Origin of the sequence: Cellulosimicrobium arenosum (assembly GCF_014837295.1) — a bacterium.
GTDB classification, from domain to species: domain Bacteria; phylum Actinomycetota; class Actinomycetes; order Actinomycetales; family Cellulomonadaceae; genus Cellulosimicrobium; species Cellulosimicrobium arenosum.
Genome location: NZ_JACYHB010000002.1, coordinates 370593 through 388535, shown reverse-complemented (window position 1 = coordinate 388535; position 17943 = coordinate 370593). Strand labels below are relative to the sequence as shown.

The following is a 17943-nucleotide window of genomic DNA, read 5'->3' as shown; positions in this document are numbered from 1 at the left end:
GCCGCTCGTGCCCGGCTTGCCGCGCCCGTGGATACCTGCCCTGCGCGCCCATCCGAACGCCGTGTTCCGACTCACCCCGACCGCGCGGGCGGCAGCCGAGACACTCCCGTCCTCACGATCGAGGGCCGCGAAGAACCGCGCCCGCATCTCCTCAGAAACCACGATCCCCGCAACTCCCCGAAATCCAGGGTGTTGCGGGGATCGCTAGAACCCGCCTTCGGTCGCGGGGCCCTGTCGTGTATCCGTGATCTCGGGCGCCCTCACCGTGCTCTCGGCCCCAGCCAGGATCCGGCCTCCGCCAGAATCCTGGCACCCCGGGGCGTCGTCCGTGCGGATCGCCGAGCGGTCGGGTCAGCCGGTGCGACGGGCGCCGCCGGCGAGGATGGCGGAGCGCTCGTCCTCGCTCAGGCCGCCCCAGACGCCGTACGGCTCCCGGACGCGCAGCGACTGCTCACGGCACTGCATCATCACCGGGCACCCCTGGCAGATCGCCTTCGCCGCCTCGGCGCGACGTCGGCGGGTCGAGCCACGCTCGCCCTCGGGGTGGAAGAACAACGTGTCGTCCTGGTCCCTGCACGAACCCTGGTACTGCCATTCCCACAGTTCCATCACCGGTCCGGGGAGCCTTGAGATCTCTGCCATGGCGAACAACCTACAAGCGTTGCAAGGGTTGTTCAACCCCCTGTGCTGAACTGGTGAAGATGCACGTCGGCTCGTTGCGGCCGCGGTACCCGGGTGCGGCACCGGCGTGCAGGGGCCGCACCCGGCTCGACACGGGGTTGTTCAGGGCCTGTGCGTCGACCCGCTCCCGTGCTCGCAGGACCGAACCACTCATGAACAGGTCGTGACGCGATCGACGGTGGCGGGTGGCGGGAGGTGCCCTGTGTCGGCAGAATCCCCCTATGACCCGAGTCCGGTCCGCCCCCGACCACGAGGGAGCCAGGTCGAGCGCGCCCGCGCCCGGCCTCGCGGTCGCCGTCGTGGCGCGCCGCCTGGGTGTGGCGCCCGCGACCCTGCGCACCTGGGACCGTCGCTACGGCCTCGGCCCGTCGGAGCACGAGGCGGGAGCGCACCGGCGCTACATCGAGGACGACGTCGCCCGGCTGATGGTCATGCGCCAGCTCACGCTGGACGGCGTGGCCCCCGCGGACGCGGCACGGGTCGCCCTCGACGCGGACGCGGGCACGCTCGACGCGCACCGCGAGGCGGCGGCCGCCGCGACGGCCGGCGGCGAGGACGACCCACGGGACGACGACGCACCCGACGACGTCGCCGGGCCGCCCGCCGGTGGAGGCCGGGACGGCGGGGTCCGGGGCGTGACCCCCAAGATCGCCGGTGCCCCGGACGACGCGAACCCGGCCCGTGCCGGGCAGTCGCCGCAGCGGCCGGGGCGCGGGTTCCTGCGGGCGGTACCGGCCGGCGGGGACGACCCCGAGCCCGTGCACCCAGGACGAGCGGGGGCCGCAGCAGGCATGTCGGGGCGTGGAGGGATCTCTGCCGTCCTCGACGCCGCCATCGCCTACGACCAGGGTGCGTGCGACCGCCTGCTGCGCATCCCCGCTGACGGGGACCCCGCCGTGTGGTGGTCGGAGCTCGTCGAACCGGCGCTGGGCCGGCTCGCGGAACGCACCGTGCTCGCCGGCCCCGGAGCCGTGCCCGAGGTCGTCCTGGCCAACGCGACGCTCGGCGCGCTGCGCGAGCACACGCAGCAGCGCGAGGAGGCGATGGTCGCGGCAGGCGGCCCGCCCCCGAACCACCCGAGCCGCATGCGGCGGATCGTCCTCGTCTTCGCAGCGCCCGACGAGCCCCTCCCGCTCGCGGCCCACGCGCTCGCGGCCGCGCTCGGTGCGCACGGCGCCATGGCCCGCATCGTCACCGGACCCGCCAACGTGCACCGCACGCTCGAGCTCGTGACGATGGTGCGCCCGGCCGCCGTCGCCATGGTCACGATGCAGGCGCGGCCGGACCTCGGCATCGTGCACGCCACGTACGAGGCGAACCCGGACCTGCCGGTGTTCGTGGGCCTGCCCAGCGACGACGTCGCCGACGAGATCCCGCTCGCCGCGAGCGTCCAGCGGGTGCGGAGCTTCCCGGGGATGCTGCACGAGCTGCTCGCCGTCGTCGCCTGACGTGCAGGCGTCGTGGCCGGGTCCCGGGCAGCACGAGCGGGCCGCCGTGCGTCGTAGAATCGTCGCGTGACCGACACCCCTCCTGCCCCCGGTTCCACGCCCGCGCACGACCCGTTCGGCTTCGTCGGCCTCACCTACGACGACGTCCTGCTGCAGCCGGGCTATTCCGACCTCGCGCCATCGGACATCGACACCACGACCCGGCTGACCCGGGAGATCTCGCTCCGCGTCCCGCTCGTGTCGGCCGCCATGGACACCGTCACCGAGTCGCGCATGGCGATCGCCATGGCGCGCCAGGGCGGCATCGGTGTGCTGCACCGCAACCTGTCGCTCGACGACCAGGCGTACCAGGTCGACCTCGTGAAGCGGACCCAGACCGGCATCATCGACAACCCGGTCACCATCGGGCCGGACGCGACGCTCGAGGAGCTCGACCGCACGGCGGGCGACTACCGGATCTCGGGGTTCCCGGTTCTCGACGCCGAGCAGCGCCTCGTCGGGATGGTCACGAACCGGGACCTGCGCTTCACCCCCGTCGCCGAGTGGGCGACGACGAAGGTCGACGAGGTGATGACGCGGCAGCCGCTCATCACGGGGCCGTCGGGCATCTCACGCGAGGACGCCACCGCGCTCCTGCGCAAGCACAAGATCGAGCGGCTGCCGCTCGTCGACGAGGACGGTCACCTCACCGGGCTGATCACCGTCAAGGACTTCGTGAAGTCCGAGCAGTTCCCGAACGCGTCGAAGGACGGGCAGGGGCGCCTGCTCGTCGCCGCGGCGATCGGCTACTTCGGTGACGCGTGGCAGCGCGCGACGACCCTCATCGACGCGGGCGTCGACGTGCTCGTCGCCGACACGGCCCACGGGAACGTGGCGATGCTCATCGACATGGTGCGGCGGCTCAAGACCGACCCCGCGACGCGCGACGTGCAGGTCATCGGGGGGAACGTCGCCACCCGGCAGGGTGCCCAGGCGTTCGTCGACGCGGGGGCCGACGGGATCAAGGTCGGCGTCGGCCCGGGCTCGATCTGCACCACGCGCATCGTCACGGGAGTCGGCGTGCCGCAGGTGACCGCCGTCTACGAGGCGTCGCTCGCGGCACGCCCGGCGGGCGTGCCCGTCATCGCCGACGGCGGCATGCGGCACTCCGGCGAGATCGGCAAGGCGCTCGTCGCCGGCGCGGAGACCGTGATGCTCGGGTCGATGCTCGCCGGCACGGAGGAGTCGCCCGGCGACACGATCCTCGTCAACGGCAAGCAGTACAAGGCGTACCGGGGCATGGGATCGATGGGCGCGATGTCCTCGCGCGGCAAGAAGTCCTACTCCAAGGACCGCTACTTCCAGGCCGAGGTCACGAGCGACGACATGATCGTCCCCGAGGGCATCGAGGGACAGGTCCCCTACAAGGGCACGCTCCAGGCCGTGTCGCACCAGCTCGTCGGCGGCCTCCACCAGACGATGTTCTACGTCGGTGCGCGCACGGTCCCCGAGCTGCAGGAGAAGGGTCGGTTCATCCGCATCACGTCCGCGTCGCTCAAGGAGAGCCACCCGCACGACGTCCAGATGACGGTCGAGGCCCCGAACTACACGGGCTTCTGAGCGGCGCACCTCGTCGTCGGACGAGCCGGCCCCGCCGAGAGGCGGTGGCCGGCCCGTCGTCGTCACGGTCCGTGCGTGGGGCTCAGGTCGTCATCACCCGGGTGTGGAGCGCCTGCACCGCGTAGCGCGCCCCCCAGAACGCGCCGTGCTGCCATGCCGAGACCTCGGACATCCAGTCGCCCGCGAAGTAGACGTTGCCGGCTCCCTGCTGCAGCTGCTTGAAGCGCGAGGACTCGGTGTTCGGGTAGGCCCAGGCCCCCTCGATGTAGGGAACCTTGTGCCAGGCGATGGAGAACGAGCTCTCGAGCTCCGTCCGGTACTTCGCGCCATGAATCTTGACGCCCTGCTCGACAGCACGCAGCTCGCGCTGCTTGGGGGCCATGTCCGCGTAGGTCCGAGCGTTCGTGCCGGTGTTGTAGTAGCCGACGAGAAGCCCCTTCCGCTCGCCGTAGCCGTACGACGGGTACCAGATGTGGGCGAGATCCATGTCCGTCTCGGTGATGCCGCCGTAGATCCGGTGGTCGTCCTCCCAGAACCGGGACCGGTACTGGAGGCCGATCTTGCCCGCCGGCGACCCGAGCGCGAACTCGCCCAGCGCCGCGTCGATGTCCGGGCCCCAGTTGGTCTCCCAGCCGCGCATCAGGCCGGCCGGCGCCGACACGATCGCGAAGTCCGCGTCGATCTCTCGGGGCTTGCCGTTCTTCGCCGTGTAGGAGACCGTCACACCGCTGCTCGTGTTCCGCACACCGGTGACGGGCGAGTCGAGGTGGACGTTCTGCTTGCCGATGGCTCGCACGAAGTAGTCGTACGTCGTGTCCATGCCGCCCTTGGGCTGGAACATGAGCATCGACTGCTCCCAGTTGATCTCGAACGGGAAGTACTGCCCCATCCGCGACGCGAGGACCTCGGAGACCGAGCCCGGGCCGGCGAGCGGTGTCCCGTGCTCGTTCCAGGCCGACGGGTACTCGGAGAAGCCCCGGTTGCTGCCACCCTGGTAGGTGCCGTCCGCCTTGAGGGAGCCCCACGACCGCAGGAACGACCGCAGGTTCTCCTTGTCGGCCGCCGTGAGCTTCTGGTCGAGGGCGCCCTGGTCCGTGGCGAGGGTGAGCAGCTCCGACGTGTACCCGAAGACGTCGGCCTTCGCCGTGCGGTACCGGGTCGGGTTGCCGGGGGTGGAGCCCGTGCGCTCGTTGTACAGGTAGGCGTCGGCGTTCGCGTTGGTGAACACCTCGTACGGCACGCCCAGCTCGCGCAGGTAGTCCATCGTGACCATCCACTGCGCGATACGCCCTGCACCGGCGTTCATGTAGATGCCGTCGCCGAACCGGGCGGTCTGCCTGACCCCGTTCACGTCGGTCTCGGAGTCCCCGTCGCGGATCGTCAGGGTGCGACCACCGACGCGGTGCCGGGCCTCGAGCACCGTGACCTTGTAGCCGGCCTTCTGCAGCTCGTACGCCGACGCCAGGCCCGCCGGTCCGGCGCCGACGACGACGACCTTCTTCCTGGAACGACCGGTGAGGGTGAAGTCGCTCTCCCGCGGCGGGGACCACGACTCGTTCTTCGGCTGTCCCGCCGCCGTCGGGGCGAGGCCGACGGCCCCCATCGTCGCGAACATCACGCCGGCGCTGGAGCCGACGCCGACCGCCTGGAGAAAGTTGCGGCGCGAGACGCCGATCGTCATCTCGTCAGTGACCATGTGGCAGGACCTCCCGGTGAAAGGGCCTGACGGGGGGCAACGCCCGGCCCTGGATGCCGGATGCCGCCGTCAGCACCGTCACAGACGGTAGGCAACGTGACGTCGCGGAACCGCGTCCGGCATGTTTCCCCGTGGTCAACACCGGAACCGGCGCGTAAACGTCTGGTTTCGGCACGTGGGTGAGCAGGAGCCGTCCGGGCTGGTGCCGGGGCACGAGAGGGGACCGGCCGATCTCACGAACGTCACGTCACTGTCACATCGGTGAAACCGCCCGTGGATACTGTCGCCGCTCCGACCGTGCCGCACCGGACCGGTCGCTCACCGGATGCCATGGAGGCGTCCGACGCCCAGCCTGGAGGCACACATGAAGAGCCGCATGAAGGTCGCCGTCGCCGTCGCCGTCACCGCAGCCCTTGCTGTCCCGGGGACCGCCATCGCCCAGGGTCGGCTGTTCCAGCCGAAGCCGACGGAGGCCGTCTCGTTCATCACCGGCGACACCGCCTCGATCGCCGACGGCGTCGCCATCGGCAAGAACGTCGCCTGGTACAAGTCGTCCGGGCTCGGACCGTCGGCGATGAACACGACGCCCGGAGCGTCCGCCGAGGAGCGCTACATCCCGACGGACGTCTTCCCGGGAGGGACGCTGCCCGCCGGGGTGACGGTCACGGAGGCCCAGGGCATCAACGCGCTCATGCGGATCGGCGACAACCTGGAGAAGGCGGGGCTGTCCTACGACGACGTCGTCTCGATGCGGGTGTTCCTCCAGAACCCCGCGGGGGCGGAGAAGATGGACTTCGCCGGCTGGAACCGGGCGTACCGCCAGTTCTTCGCCAACACGAACCTGGCGACCGGAGCCACCCTGGACGTCCAGCTCGGATCGACGACGACCAGGCCCATGGTGGTCAACGAGGCTCGACCGTCGCGCTTCGCGCTCGAGATCGAGAACCTGCCGGTCAACGGGTGGCTCGTGGAGGTCGAGGTCGACGCCGTCTACCCGCAGTGAGTCCCGGGCCGGCCTCCTCGCGGAGGCCGGCCCGTCCCCCGCGTGCGTCGGGTCGCGACGTCAGTCGCGGAACGTCTCGATGTTGGCGCCCAGCTCGCGCAGGCGCTCCGTGAGCTGCTCGTAGCCGCGCGCGATGATGTCGACGCCGCGCAGGACCGACGTGCCCTTGGCCGCGAGCATCCCGAGCAGGATCACGACGGCGGGGCGCAGCGCCGGCGGGCAGCTGATCTCGGCCCCGGACCAGCGGGTCGGTCCCGTGACCTGGAGACGGTGGGCGTCGAGCAGGCGCACGTCCGCTCCGAGCCGGGTGAGATCCGTGAGGTGGATCGCGCGCCCCTCGTAGACCCAGTCATGGATGAGGGTCGTGCCCTGCGCGCACGCGGCGATGACCGCGAAGAACGGCAGGTTGTCGATGTTCAGGCCGGGGAACGGCATGGGGTGGATCTTGTCCGTCGGCGCGTGCAGCTCGCTCGGGTGCACGGTGATGTCGACGAGACGCGTGCGGCCGTTGCGGGCGTCGTACTCGTCCGTGAGGCTGTAGCGCAGCCCCATCTCGGCGAGCGTCGCGAGCTCGATCTCCATGAACTCCACCGGTACGCGCGCGACGGTGATCTCCGACCCGGTCACGATGCCCGCCGTGAGCAGGCTCATCGCCTCGACCGGGTCCTCGGAGACGGCGTACTCGACGTCGACGTCGATCTCCGTACGACCGTGGACGCGCAGCGTCGTCGTGCCGATCCCGTCGATCCGCACTCCCAGCAGCTCGAGGTAGAAGCACAGGTCCTGGACCATGTAGTTGGGGCTCGCGTTGCGGATCGTCGTGACCCCGCCGCGCCGTGCCGCGGCCATGAGCGCGTTCTCGGTCACGGTGTCGCCGCGCTCGGTGAGTACGATCCGCAGGTCGTCGCCCGTCGGCGGGGCGACCGTGGCCTCGTAGTTCCCGGCGGTCGCGGTGACCGCGAGGCCGAACGGGCGCAGCGCGATCATGTGGGGCTCGACGGTCCTCGTGCCGAGGTCGCAGCCGCCGGCGTAGGGGAGCTCGAACGCGTCGCGCAGGCCGAGCAGCGGGCCGAGGAACATGATGATGGAGCGCGTGCGACGTGCGGCGTCGACGTCGATCGACGCGAGGTCGAGCTCGTCCGGGACGACGACCTCGAGGTCACGACCGCCGGTCGTCCAGGTGGCCCGCACGCCGATCGAGCGCAGGACGTCGACGATGCGGTCGACCTCCACGATCCGCGCGACGCCCCGCAGGGTCGTGCGGCCACGGTTGAGCAGCGAGGCGCACAGCAGTGCGACGGCGCCGTTCTTCGAGGAGTTGACCTCGATGCGCCCCGAGAGCTGCTGTCCGCCCTGCACACGCAGGTGGGAGTGCTTGGGGCCGCCGAGGCTGATGAGCTCCGAGTCGAGCGCCACCCCGATCCGGTTGAGCATCTCGAGGCTCAGGTTCTGCGACCCCTGCTCGATGCGGTGCACCGCGCTCTGGCTCGTGCCGAGGCGCTCGGCGAGCTGCGTCTGGGTGAGGCCGCGGTTCTGGCGGGCACCACGGATGAGTGCGCCGACCTGCGTGAGGGGGGCGTCGTCCAACGTCGTCATGCGGCGACGTTAACTCATCCATGAGATATGACCGCGCTCAGATCTCGCGTGTCGGGACTCCACGGCGAATCGTCACACCGTCTTCACCCGTCCGATGAGATATCAGGGCCAGCGGCCGTCGGCCCCGGCGCCCACGTACGCGCGCTCGCGCCCCGACGACTCCAGCCCGTCCACCCAGCGCCGGTGCGCACCGACCTGCGCGTCGTGGAGCGCGTCGAGCGAGATCTCGCCCAGGTCGGGGAACGTCCGCACGATCGCGTCGAGCACCTCGAACGTCGCGAGCACGTCGGCGTCGGCCGTGTGCAGCGGCCCGACGTCGTCCACGCCGTAGCAGTCGCACAGGTCTCCCAGGCGACGCTTGCCCGCGCGCTCGAGGTCCCAGCCGCGATCGATCACGAGCGGGTCGATCACCGGCCGGACCGGTCTGCCGAGACGCTCCGCGAGGGTCGGCATCCCGTGCCGCGCCAGCTCCACGTCGAGCAGCGCGAGGTCGAACGCGGCGTTGAAGGCGACCACCGGCACGCCCCGGAGCTGCTGCTCGGCCACGAGCGAGGCGATCTCCTCCAGGGCCACGGCCGGCGCGGTCCCGTGCGCCGCGGCGTGCGCCGTCGTCACGCCGTGGATCGCCGTGGCCTCGGTCGGGATCGGCACGCCCGGGTCGAGGAGCCACGTGCGCAGGTGCGAGTTGCCGGCCTCCCGCAGGACGACGGCGACGGTCACGATGCGGTCCTGCGCCACGTCCACCCCCGTGGTCTCCGTGTCCAGGCCCAGCAGGGGACCGGTCGTCCAGCTCATCGCGCGCTCCTCTCGTCTCCCCTTCTCGCGCCGACACTGCCAGCCCCCACCCACAGGCCGTTCCGCGCCCACGTCCGGGTGGCCGCCACGTGCCCGGCGACGCGGACGCCTGCGTGGCGGCGCGCGCCCGCCGGTACGCTGTCCCGGTGAGCAACGAGATCGAGATCGGACGTGGCAAGCGCGGTCGCCGCGCGTACTCCTTCGACGACATCGCGGTCGTCCCCTCGCGGCGTACCCGCGACCCGGAGGAGGTCTCGGTCGGCTGGCAGATCGACGCCTACCACGTCGACCTGCCGATCCTCGCGGCGCCCATGGACTCCGTGATGAGCCCGGCCACGGCCGTCGCGCTCGGGAACCTCGGTGGTCTCGGGGTCCTCGACCTCGAGGGCCTGTGGACGCGCTACGAGGACCCCGAGCCCCTGCTCGCGGAGATCGCGACGCTCGAGCCGGTCGACGCGACGCGACGCATGCAGGAGATCTACGCCGAGCCCATCAAGCCCGACCTCATCACGCAGCGCCTCAAGGAGGTCCGCGCGGCAGGCGTCGTCGTCGCCGGGGCGCTGTCGCCGCAGCGCACGCAGGAGCACTACCAGACGGTGGTGGACGCGGGCGTCGACCTGTTCGTCATCCGCGGCACCACGGTCTCTGCGGAGCACGTCTCCGGCAACGCGGAGCCGCTCAACCTCAAGCGCTTCATCTACGAGCTCGACGTCCCGGTCATCGTCGGCGGCGCCTCGACCTACACGGCCGCGCTGCACCTCATGCGCACGGGTGCGGCGGGCGTCCTCGTCGGATTCGGCGGGGGGGCCGCCCACACGACGCGCGTCAGCCTCGGCATCCACGCGCCCATGGCGAGCGCGGTGGCCGACGTCGCCGCCGCGCGACGCGACTACCTCGACGAGTCCGGCGGCCGGTACGTGCACGTCATCGCCGACGGCGGCGTGGGTCGCTCCGGTGACCTCGTCAAGGCCGTCGCGTGCGGCGCCGACGCCGTGATGATCGGCGCGGCGCTCGCGCGCGCCGAGGAGGCCCCCGGCCGCGGTTGGCACTGGGGCCCCGAGGCGCACCACCCGCAGCTTCCTCGCGGCGAGCGCGTGCACGTCGGTACCGCGGGGACGCTCGAGGAGGTCCTCTTCGGCCCCGGTCGACAGGCGGACGGCACGCTGAACATCGTGGGCGCGCTGCGCCGCGCGATGGCGACCACGGGCTACTCCGACCTGAAGGAGTTCCAGCGCGTCGAGGTCGTCGTCTCTCCGTACCAGCCGCACTGACGTGGGCGTGCCGAGCAGCGGCCGGGGACCAGGCGGTGTCGGCCGACGCCTCGACGAGGACTGACGTCGGTGACGGGCGCCGACGCGGACGCGGTCCAGCACGCGCACGTCGAGCGCATCGCGGCGCTCGACACCGCGCTCGCGCCGCAGGCGGAGCTCCGGCCGGACGCCGGGACCTGGTATGGCAGCGTGCGTGCTGACGGCTCGCGCGGCGTCGGGCTCGCGACCACGACCCAGGTCGCCGAGGACGCGCCGGCGGCGACCTTCCGCGCGCTGCGCGAGCACCGGCTGCGAGGCCGGGTCGCGGGACCCGACGTGCGCGGTGTGCTCGGCGAGCTCCTCGACCGATGGGGGAGCGAGGTGCAGGGGGAGACCGCCCGTGCAGCGGGGGGCGCCCCGTCGACCGACGACGTGCTCGCGGTGACCTGGCCGAGCCGGGACGTCGAGGCGGTTGCAGCGCTCCTCGACCGGGGCTTCCGTCCCACCGAGGTCCTCGCGGTCCGGGCGGAGCGGCCAGAGCCACGCGGCGGGCGGGCGCGGCGACCGGCCGAGGGAGTGCGGGTGCGCGACGCCGGCCCGCAGGACGTGGCCGTGGCCGCCGCGCTGCAGCTCGCCGAGCTGGGGTACGACGCGCTCGTGGGCTCGGCACGGTTGCGGCCGGCGACGGCCCGGACCGTCGCCGGCGCGATCGAGCACGCGATCGTGCGTCCCGGCACCACGGTCCTGCTCGCCGAGATCGACGGGAGGCCGGTCGGCGTCGTCGGCGTCGACCACCCCGGTATCGCGTCGGAGGCGTCGAGGGCGCTCGCGTACGACCACGTCGCCTACGTCGTCGTGCTGCACGTCGACGCCCGTGCGCGCGGCCGGGGTGTCGGCCGCGCGCTCGTCGACGCCGCGCTCGAGGCCGTCCGTCCGGACCTCGGTCGTGACGGCGGCTCGACCGCCGCGTCCGCGCTCCACCACGGCGTCCTCAACCCCCTGTCGTCGCCGTTCTGGGCGCGGGCCGGGTTCCGTCCGGCGCTCACCTCGTGGGAGCGGCCGACGGCGCTGCCCTGGGCACCGGTGTCTGCGGCGCACCCTAGGCTGGTGCCATGACCTCATCCTCGACCCCGCCCCCGGGTGGGCCGGACGGATCGCGCGCCGGTGCCCCGGACGACGAGCTGCTCGACCCGGAGCTCCCCGGGGCCACGTACGTCCTCGAGCCCGACGTCGTGGCACCGCTCGTGGCGCGTCTCGTCACGAGCCACGCCGCGGGGTCGCACCGCTCGGTGCTGCCCTTCACCGGGGCGCCCCTGGCGGCGTTCGCGCTGTCCTCGGTCGACGACGTCGCAGGGGCGGCCGACCGCGCGCGGTCGGCGCAGCGCCGGTGGGCGCGCGTCCCCGTGCGCGAGCGGGCCGACGTCCTGCTGCGCCTCGCGGATCTCGTCCTCGAGCGGCAGTCGGACGGTCTCGACCTCGTGCAGATGGAGTCGGGCAAGTCGCGTCGCAGCGCGTTCGAGGAGATCGGGGACGTCGCGCAGGTCGCGCGGCACTACGGGGTGCGCGGGCCGCGGTACCTCGCGGACCGCCGCGTCCCGGGCATGCTTCCCGTCCTCTCCGGCGCCCGGGTGCATCGACGCCCGGTCGGCGTCGTCGGGGTGATCGCGCCGTGGAACTACCCGCTCACCCTCGCGCTCGCCGAGGCGTTGCCCGCCCTGGTGGCCGGCAACGCGGTCGTGCTCAAGCCGGACCCGCAGACCACGCTCACCGCGCTGTGGGCGGCCGAGCTCCTCGAGGCGGCGGGGCTTCCCGAGGACCTCTTCCTCGTCGTCGCCGGCGGTGGCGACGTCGGTGCCGCGCTGACCGACGAGGTGGACCACATCGCGTTCACCGGCTCGACCGCCACCGGGCGCAAGGTCGCCGCGCGCGCCGGCGAGCGGCTCATCGGCGCCACGCTCGAGCTGGGCGGCAAGAACCCGCTCTACGTGGCGGCCGACGCCGACGTGACGGCCGCGGCGCGCGGCGCCGCGCGCGCGTGCTTCTCCAGCACGGGGCAGCTCTGCGTGTCGATCGAGCGGATCGTGCTGCACGAGGCCGTGGCGGACGCGTTCTGCGAGGAGTTCGTGCCGCTCGTGCGCGGGCTACGACTCGGTACGGGCCTGGACTACACGGCCGACGTCGGGTCGCTCACCTCCCAGGCGCAGCTCGACCGGGTGGTCGCACACGTCGACGACGCGCTCTCGCGGGGGGCTCGTGTCCTGGCGGGCGGCGTGCACCGCTCCGACGTGGGGCCGTGGTTCTACGCACCGACGGTCCTGGACGACGTGCCCGACGACGCCACGTGCGCGCGCGAGGAGACCTTCGGCCCGGTCGTCTCGATCAGCCGCGTCGCGAGCGACGAGGAGGCGGTCCGCGTGATGAACGACTCCGACCTCGGTCTCAACGCGAGCGTCTGGACGCGGGACGTCGCACGCGGACGGCGGATCGCGGCCGAGGTCGAGGCGGGGACCGTCAACATCAACGACGGGTACGCGGTGTCGTTCGGGTCGGTCGCCGCACCGATGGGCGGGTTCAAGTCGTCCGGGCTCGGGCGGCGCCACGGCCGTGAGGGCGTCGAGGCGATGACCGAGGCACAGTCGGTCGTCGCGCAGCGCGGGGTGAGCCAGGGACTGAGCTTCGACGCGCTCTACGCGCTCGGCGGGGAGCTGCCGAGCCGGGTGCTGACGGTGGCGCTCGGGGCGATGCGGCGCCTGCGACTGCCCTGACCCGTCGGGACTCGCCTGTGCCCGGACCGCGGGTCGGTCAGCGGGTGACGGCGTCGAGCACGGCCTTCGTCGCCGCGGGGACCTCGCGCACCCGGTACAGCACCGCCTTCCAGGGCTCGACGCTCGTGGTACTCACGCCCACGCCCAGCGCGTCGAGACCGGCGACCCGGCACGAGAAGAGCGCTCGCGGCAGGTGGTAGTCCTGCGTGACGACGACGGCGCTCGAGATCCCGAACTCGGACACCGCGCGGGTGCACGTCGCGTGTGTGTCGTACCCCTCCCGGTCGAGCAGGATCGCGTCGTCCGGCACGCCGCGATCGAGGAGCCAGGCACGCATCGAGCCGGGCTCGTCGTAGTCGTCGTGCGCGTCCCCGCTGACCAGGACCGCGGGGGCGACGCCGCGCGCGTAGAGGTCGGCGGCCGCGTCGAGGCGTCGACGGAGGTAGGTGGATGGGGAGCCGTCCGGTCGCAGCCCGGCGCCGAGGACGACGACGGCGTCGCTCGCCGGGACGTCGTCGGGCTGCGCCACGTGGGAGCGCCCGACCCGCTGGACGACGACGAACGGGGCCAGCACGAGCGCGGCGACCGTGGCGGCGCACGTCAGCACCACGCGCCGCGGTCGTGGCGGTCGGCTCGTACGTCGGGCCACGCGGGCGTCGGTTCCCGACGACCCAGGGCCCGGTCCGGTCGTCGGGTCGTCAGTCACGCGCCGACCCTAGCGTGCCCCGCCTGTGCCCACGCGATCCCGGGCCCGGGGCGAGCGCACGCCGGGGTCTCGGTGACGGACTCAGTCGGCGAGCCCGGCAAGCTCGACCGTCAGGTTCGCGCGAGCAGCGTGCTCCCAGCGGACCACCGCCGGCTCGGTCCGGTAGAGCGCGCCGCTGCCGAGGAGGCCGCGGAGCACGGATGCCCTGCCGGCCCGGAACGTCTCGTCGGGCACCGAGGAGTACTCGGCACGGACCTGGCGCACGTACCGCGCATACCTGTCCGGGGCCGCAGCGAGGATCGCGAGGTCGGCGTCCGAGACGAGTGCGCCGGGTGCGTCGTCGTCTGCGGGGGAGTGGTCGGTCGTCACGAGCACGAGCCGAGCGACCTCGTGGACATCGGAGGGGGGCAGGAACGGCTCGAGCAGCGTGGTCGCGAGCGCGGCGGACCGCTCCTCGTCCCGTCGGGCGACACCGTCGTGCACGGCGTCGTGGAACCAGATCGCGAGCTGGGTGAGCGACGACGCACCGTCGTGGTGCGGAGGGGGCGCGCCGTCGGGCACCCCGGGCGGGCGACCCTCGAGGAGCGCGAGGCAGTCCAGCGCGTGCACCAGGTGCTCCGGGCCGTGATAGACGCGGTGGGGCTCGTGCCAGCGGTCGACGAGCTCGACCCCGACGCTCCGAGCGTCGGGCATCAGGACGTCCCACCGGACGAGCAGCGCGTCGGCCTTCGCGTCGCGGCGCGCGCGACCCGGTACCCGTAGCCCGGACGCCTCCAGCCGTCGGGCGAGCTCGCGCCCCCCGACCGGTACGGCACCGGCCGCGATCGTGGCGTCGTACCGTTCCGCGGCGACGTCGTAGTGGTCCAGGTCGAACGCGCGCCGACTCAGCCCGACCCGGTCGGCGAACGCGTGCAGCTCGTCGAGCGAGGAGTCCGACACGAGATGGCTGAACAGGGTTCCGTGCGCAGCCCACACGGACGGATCAACGAACACAGTCACCCGCCGAGCATGCCACCACCACCCGGCGAACATGTGGTCGTGGCTCGTCCCGAGCTCGCGACGAGCCACAACCCCATGTTCGGCGGAGGAGGGTCAGGACTTCTCCACCGCTTCTACGCATTGGCGGGCTATCGCCAGCTCTTCGCTGGTCGGGACGACCATCACCAGGGTGCTCGTCCAGTCCGGGGAGATGACGCGGGGGTCGCTCGAGCGCACGGCGTTGCGGTCAGGGTCGACCGCGATGCCGAACGGCTCGAGGCCTTCCGCCACCGCCGCGCGCACGGCGGGATCGTTCTCGCCGACGCCCGCCGTGAACGCCACGACGTCGACGCGGCCCAGGACCGCCGCGTAGGCGCCGACGTACTTGCGCAGACGATGGATGTAGACGTCGAACGCGAGCCGCGCGTCCTCGTCGCCCGCGTCGATGAGCCGCCGCAGCTCGCGGAAGTCGTTCTCCCCGGCGAGCCCCTTCATCCCGGACCGCTTGTTGAACAGGTCGTCGACCTCGTCGACGCTCATCCCCGCGTTGCGGACCAGGTGGAAGACGACGGCCGCGTCGATGTCGCCGGTGCGCGTGCCCATCACGAGGCCCTCGAGCGGGGTCATGCCCATCGACGTGTCGACCGCGACGCCACCGCGCACGGCGGAGGCCGACGCCCCGTTGCCCAGGTGCAGCACGATCGTGTTCAGCGACTCCACGCGCCGGCCCAGCACGCGCGCGACCTTGCCCGACACGTACTGGTGGCTCGTGCCGTGGAACCCGTAGCGCCGCACGCCGTACGCGCGGGCCGTGTCGCGGTCGAGCGCGTAGGTGGCCGCCTCGTCCGGCAGGGACGAGAAGAACGCCGTGTCGAACACCGCGACGTGCGGGACGTCGGGCAGCAGCTCGCGGGCGACCTCGATGCCCTTGACGTTCGGGGGGTTGTGCAGCGGCGCGAGCGGGGACAGCTCGTCGATCTGGCGCACCGCGTCGTCGTCGAGGACGACGGGGCGGGAGAAGACCGCGCCGCCGTGCACCACACGGTGGCCCACGGCGTACACGTCGGCGTCCGACAGGTCCGGGCCGACGTCGTCGAACAGGCCGAGCGCGATGCGCAGCGCCTCGCCGTGGTCCGCGACCGCCTGCTCGCGCGTCGTCGTGTTCCCGGCGAACCGGTGCGTGACGATGCTCGAGTCCTCGCCGATGCGCTCGACCGTCCCCGCGGCGATCGCCTCGCCGCCCACCGGGTTGACCAGCTGGTACTTGAGCGACGACGACCCGGAGTTCAGCACGAGCACCGACCCGTGCGCGCCGTACGCGCTGTACGGGTTGGGGCGCTCGCCCTCGGGCAGGATCGTCATGAGGTCTCTCCGGCTGACGTGGGGGACGAGGACTGCGCCTGGATGGCGGTGATGGCGACCGTGTTGACGATGTCCTGGACGAGCGCGCCGCGCGACAGGTCGTTCACCGGCTTGTTCAGCCCCTGCAGGACCGGGCCGACGGCCACCGCACCCGCGGAGCGCTGCACCGCCTTGTAGGTGTTGTTGCCCGTGTTGAGGTCCGGGAAGATGAAGACCGTCGCCCGCCCCGCGACGTCGGACCCCGGCATCTTGGATGCTGCGACCGACGCGTCGACCGCGGCGTCGTACTGGATGGGCCCCTCCACGGTCAGCTCCGGGCGCCGTTCGCGCACCAGAGCCGTGCCACGGCGCACCTTGTCGACGTCCGCCCCCGTGCCGGACTCGCCCGTCGAGTAGGACAGCATCGCCACGCGCTGCTCGACGCCGAACTGCGCGGCGGTCGCTGCGGAGGAGATCGCGATGTCCGCGAGCTGCTCCGACGTGGGGTCGGGGATCACCGCGCAGTCGCCGTACACGAGCACGCGGTCGTCGAGGCACATGAGGAAGACCGACGACACGACGGACACGCCCGGCTTCGTCCTGATGATCTCGAACGACGGCTTGATGGTGTGCGCCGTGGTGTGCCGGGCGCCCGAGACCATGCCGTCGGCGAGCCCGAGGTGGACCATCATCGTGCCGAAGTACGACACGTCCTGGACCCGCTCGCGCGCCTCGTCGATCGTCACGCCCTTGTGCGCGCGCAACCGCGCGTACTCGGTGGCGAAGAGCTCGACGTGCTCCGGGTCGTGCGGGCTCAGGACCGTCGCGGCGTCGATGTCGAGGCCCAGCTCGGCGGCCCGTGCCCGCACGGGCTGCTCCTCGCCGAGGATCGTCAGGTCGGCGACCTGGCGGCCCAGGAGCGTCGACGCGGCCCGCAGGATCCTGTCGTCGTCACCCTCGGGGAGCACCACGCGCTTGCGGTCCGCGCGAGCGCGCGAGAGCAGCTCGTACTCGAACATCAGCGGCGTGACGACCTCCGGCCGTGGGACGTCGAGCCGGGCGAGGAGCGCCGCGCCGTCGACGTTCTGCTCGAACAGCGCGAGCGCAGTGTCGACCTTGCGCTGCGCGTCCTTGGTGACCCGCCCCCGCGCGGTCGCGGCGGCGCTCGCGGAGCGGAACGTCCCCAGGTCGGTACGGATGATCGGCAGGTTCGGGTCGAGGTCGGCGACGAGACGTGCGGTCGACTCGGGCGGGAAGAACCCGCCGTTGAGGACGATCCCGGCGAGCGACGGGAAGCCCTTGGCCGCGTGCGCCGCGAGCAGGCCGATGACGATGTCGACGCGGTCGCCCGGCGTGATGACGACGGCGCCGTCGGTGAGCCGGTCGAGCAGGTGCTCGAACGACATCGCCCCGACGAGCAGGTCCGTGGTCTCGCGCGCGAGCAGCGCCTCCTCCCCGAACGCGAGCCGGCCCTCCACGGCCTCCATGACCGCGCGGACCGTGGGCGCGTCGAGGAACGGGTCCTCCGGGACCGCCCAGGTCGCGAGCCCGGACCCGTCGGGGCTGCGGCCCTCGAGCGCCGTGAGCGTGCTGCGCACGTGCTCGATCTCGTCGGGCGCGCACCGGTTCGCGACGACGCCCACGGGCTGGGCGTGGTGCGAGCGCAGCTCGCCCACGCTGACCTCGACGAGGTTGCCCACGGCGTCCGGAGTGCGACCCTTGCCCGACACGACGAGCAGGACGGGCGCACCGAGGTTCGCCGCGACCCGCGCGTTGAACGACAGCTCCGTGGGACCCGCGACGTCGGTGTAGTCCGTGCCGACCACGACGACGACGTCGCACACGCTCGCGACCTCGTGGTACCGCGAGACGATGCGCGACAGCGCCGCGTCCGCGTCCGCGTGCACGTCCTCGTACGTCACCCCGATCGCCTGCTCGGCGCTCAGCTCCACGCCGTCGTGCGCGAGCAGCAGCTCGAGCACGTAGTCGTGCGCGTCCGGGCCGGTGGCCCGTGTGACCGGCCGGAAGACCCCCACCCGCTGGACCTTGCGGGTCAGCAGGTCGAGGACTCCCAGCGCGATCATG

At 72.5% G+C, this 17943-nt stretch carries 15 protein-coding genes; 6 read left to right on the top strand and 9 right to left on the bottom strand.

The window, feature by feature from the left end:
- Both IF651_RS18330 and IF651_RS04590 read right to left on the bottom strand, forming a co-directional pair.
- A partial coding sequence (locus IF651_RS18330; protein ID WP_206715142.1) for a helix-turn-helix domain-containing protein occupies positions 1-147 on the bottom strand: 147 nt, incomplete at its 3' end.
- A gap of 204 nt (positions 148-351) precedes the next feature.
- Entirely contained in the window at positions 352-642 is a 291-nt protein-coding gene (locus IF651_RS04590; protein ID WP_191827880.1) for a WhiB family transcriptional regulator, read from the bottom strand.
- A 260-nt stretch (positions 643-902) separates the two neighbouring features.
- On the opposite strand from IF651_RS04590, the gene IF651_RS04585 reads away from it, so the two are divergent.
- Together IF651_RS04585 and guaB are read left to right on the top strand one after the other, a co-directional pair.
- Positions 903-2129, top strand: a complete 1227-nt coding sequence (locus IF651_RS04585; protein ID WP_191827879.1) for a MerR family transcriptional regulator — start codon at positions 903-905, stop codon at positions 2127-2129.
- 66 nt (positions 2130-2195) lie between these two features.
- Positions 2196-3728: an IMP dehydrogenase gene (gene guaB / locus IF651_RS04580; RefSeq protein ID WP_191827878.1), complete on the top strand. Its 1533-nt coding sequence runs from the start codon at positions 2196-2198 to the stop codon at positions 3726-3728.
- An 82-nt stretch (positions 3729-3810) separates the two neighbouring features.
- On the opposite strand, the gene IF651_RS04575 is transcribed toward guaB, so the two are convergent.
- Positions 3811-5424: a flavin monoamine oxidase family protein gene (locus IF651_RS04575; protein ID WP_191827877.1), complete on the bottom strand. Its 1614-nt coding sequence runs from the start codon at positions 5422-5424 to the stop codon at positions 3811-3813.
- Positions 5425-5788: 364 nt separating this feature from the next.
- On the opposite strand from IF651_RS04575, the gene IF651_RS04570 reads away from it, so the two are divergent.
- Complete coding sequence (locus IF651_RS04570) at positions 5789-6427, top strand: Rid family hydrolase (protein WP_191827876.1); 639 nt, start codon at positions 5789-5791, stop codon at positions 6425-6427.
- A gap of 60 nt (positions 6428-6487) precedes the next feature.
- Here the strand turns inward: IF651_RS04570 and IF651_RS04565 are convergent, their stop codons facing one another.
- Together IF651_RS04565 and IF651_RS04560 are read right to left on the bottom strand one after the other, a co-directional pair.
- Positions 6488-8023, bottom strand: coding sequence for a helix-turn-helix domain-containing protein (locus IF651_RS04565; protein WP_191827875.1), 1536 nt, complete (start codon positions 8021-8023; stop codon positions 6488-6490).
- A 102-nt stretch (positions 8024-8125) separates the two neighbouring features.
- Positions 8126-8818, bottom strand: coding sequence for an exonuclease domain-containing protein (locus IF651_RS04560; RefSeq protein WP_191827874.1), 693 nt, complete (start codon positions 8816-8818; stop codon positions 8126-8128).
- A gap of 146 nt (positions 8819-8964) precedes the next feature.
- Between IF651_RS04560 and IF651_RS04555 the strand changes: the two genes are divergently transcribed.
- The 3 genes from IF651_RS04555 to IF651_RS04545 all read left to right on the top strand — a co-directional run bounded on the left by IF651_RS04555 (position 8965) and on the right by IF651_RS04545 (position 12833).
- Positions 8965-10089 (top strand): GuaB3 family IMP dehydrogenase-related protein, encoded by a 1125-nt coding sequence (locus IF651_RS04555; protein WP_191827873.1) that lies wholly within the window; start codon positions 8965-8967, stop codon positions 10087-10089.
- 69 nt (positions 10090-10158) lie between these two features.
- Positions 10159-11184, top strand: coding sequence for a GNAT family N-acetyltransferase (locus tag IF651_RS18145; protein ID WP_191827872.1), 1026 nt, complete (start codon positions 10159-10161; stop codon positions 11182-11184).
- Entirely contained in the window at positions 11181-12833 is a 1653-nt protein-coding gene (locus IF651_RS04545; RefSeq protein WP_191827871.1) for a succinic semialdehyde dehydrogenase, read from the top strand. The genes IF651_RS18145 and IF651_RS04545 overlap by 4 nt, the downstream gene beginning before the upstream one ends.
- A gap of 37 nt (positions 12834-12870) precedes the next feature.
- Here the strand turns inward: IF651_RS04545 and IF651_RS04540 are convergent, their stop codons facing one another.
- The 4 genes from IF651_RS04540 to pta all read right to left on the bottom strand — a co-directional run bounded on the left by IF651_RS04540 (position 12871) and on the right by pta (position 17942).
- Positions 12871-13539, bottom strand: a complete 669-nt coding sequence (locus IF651_RS04540) for a SanA/YdcF family protein (RefSeq protein ID WP_338403769.1) — start codon at positions 13537-13539, stop codon at positions 12871-12873.
- A gap of 81 nt (positions 13540-13620) precedes the next feature.
- Positions 13621-14538: a DUF4031 domain-containing protein gene (locus IF651_RS04535; RefSeq protein ID WP_191827870.1), complete on the bottom strand. Its 918-nt coding sequence runs from the start codon at positions 14536-14538 to the stop codon at positions 13621-13623.
- A 93-nt stretch (positions 14539-14631) separates the two neighbouring features.
- The gene (locus tag IF651_RS04530; RefSeq protein WP_191827869.1) at positions 14632-15879 is read right to left on the bottom strand and encodes an acetate/propionate family kinase; all 1248 of its coding nucleotides are present in this window, start codon (positions 15877-15879) and stop codon (positions 14632-14634) included.
- The gene (pta, locus tag IF651_RS04525) at positions 15876-17942 is read right to left on the bottom strand and encodes a phosphate acetyltransferase (protein WP_194719913.1); all 2067 of its coding nucleotides are present in this window, start codon (positions 17940-17942) and stop codon (positions 15876-15878) included. The genes IF651_RS04530 and pta overlap by 4 nt, the downstream gene beginning before the upstream one ends.
- Position 17943 lies beyond the last annotated feature (1 nt).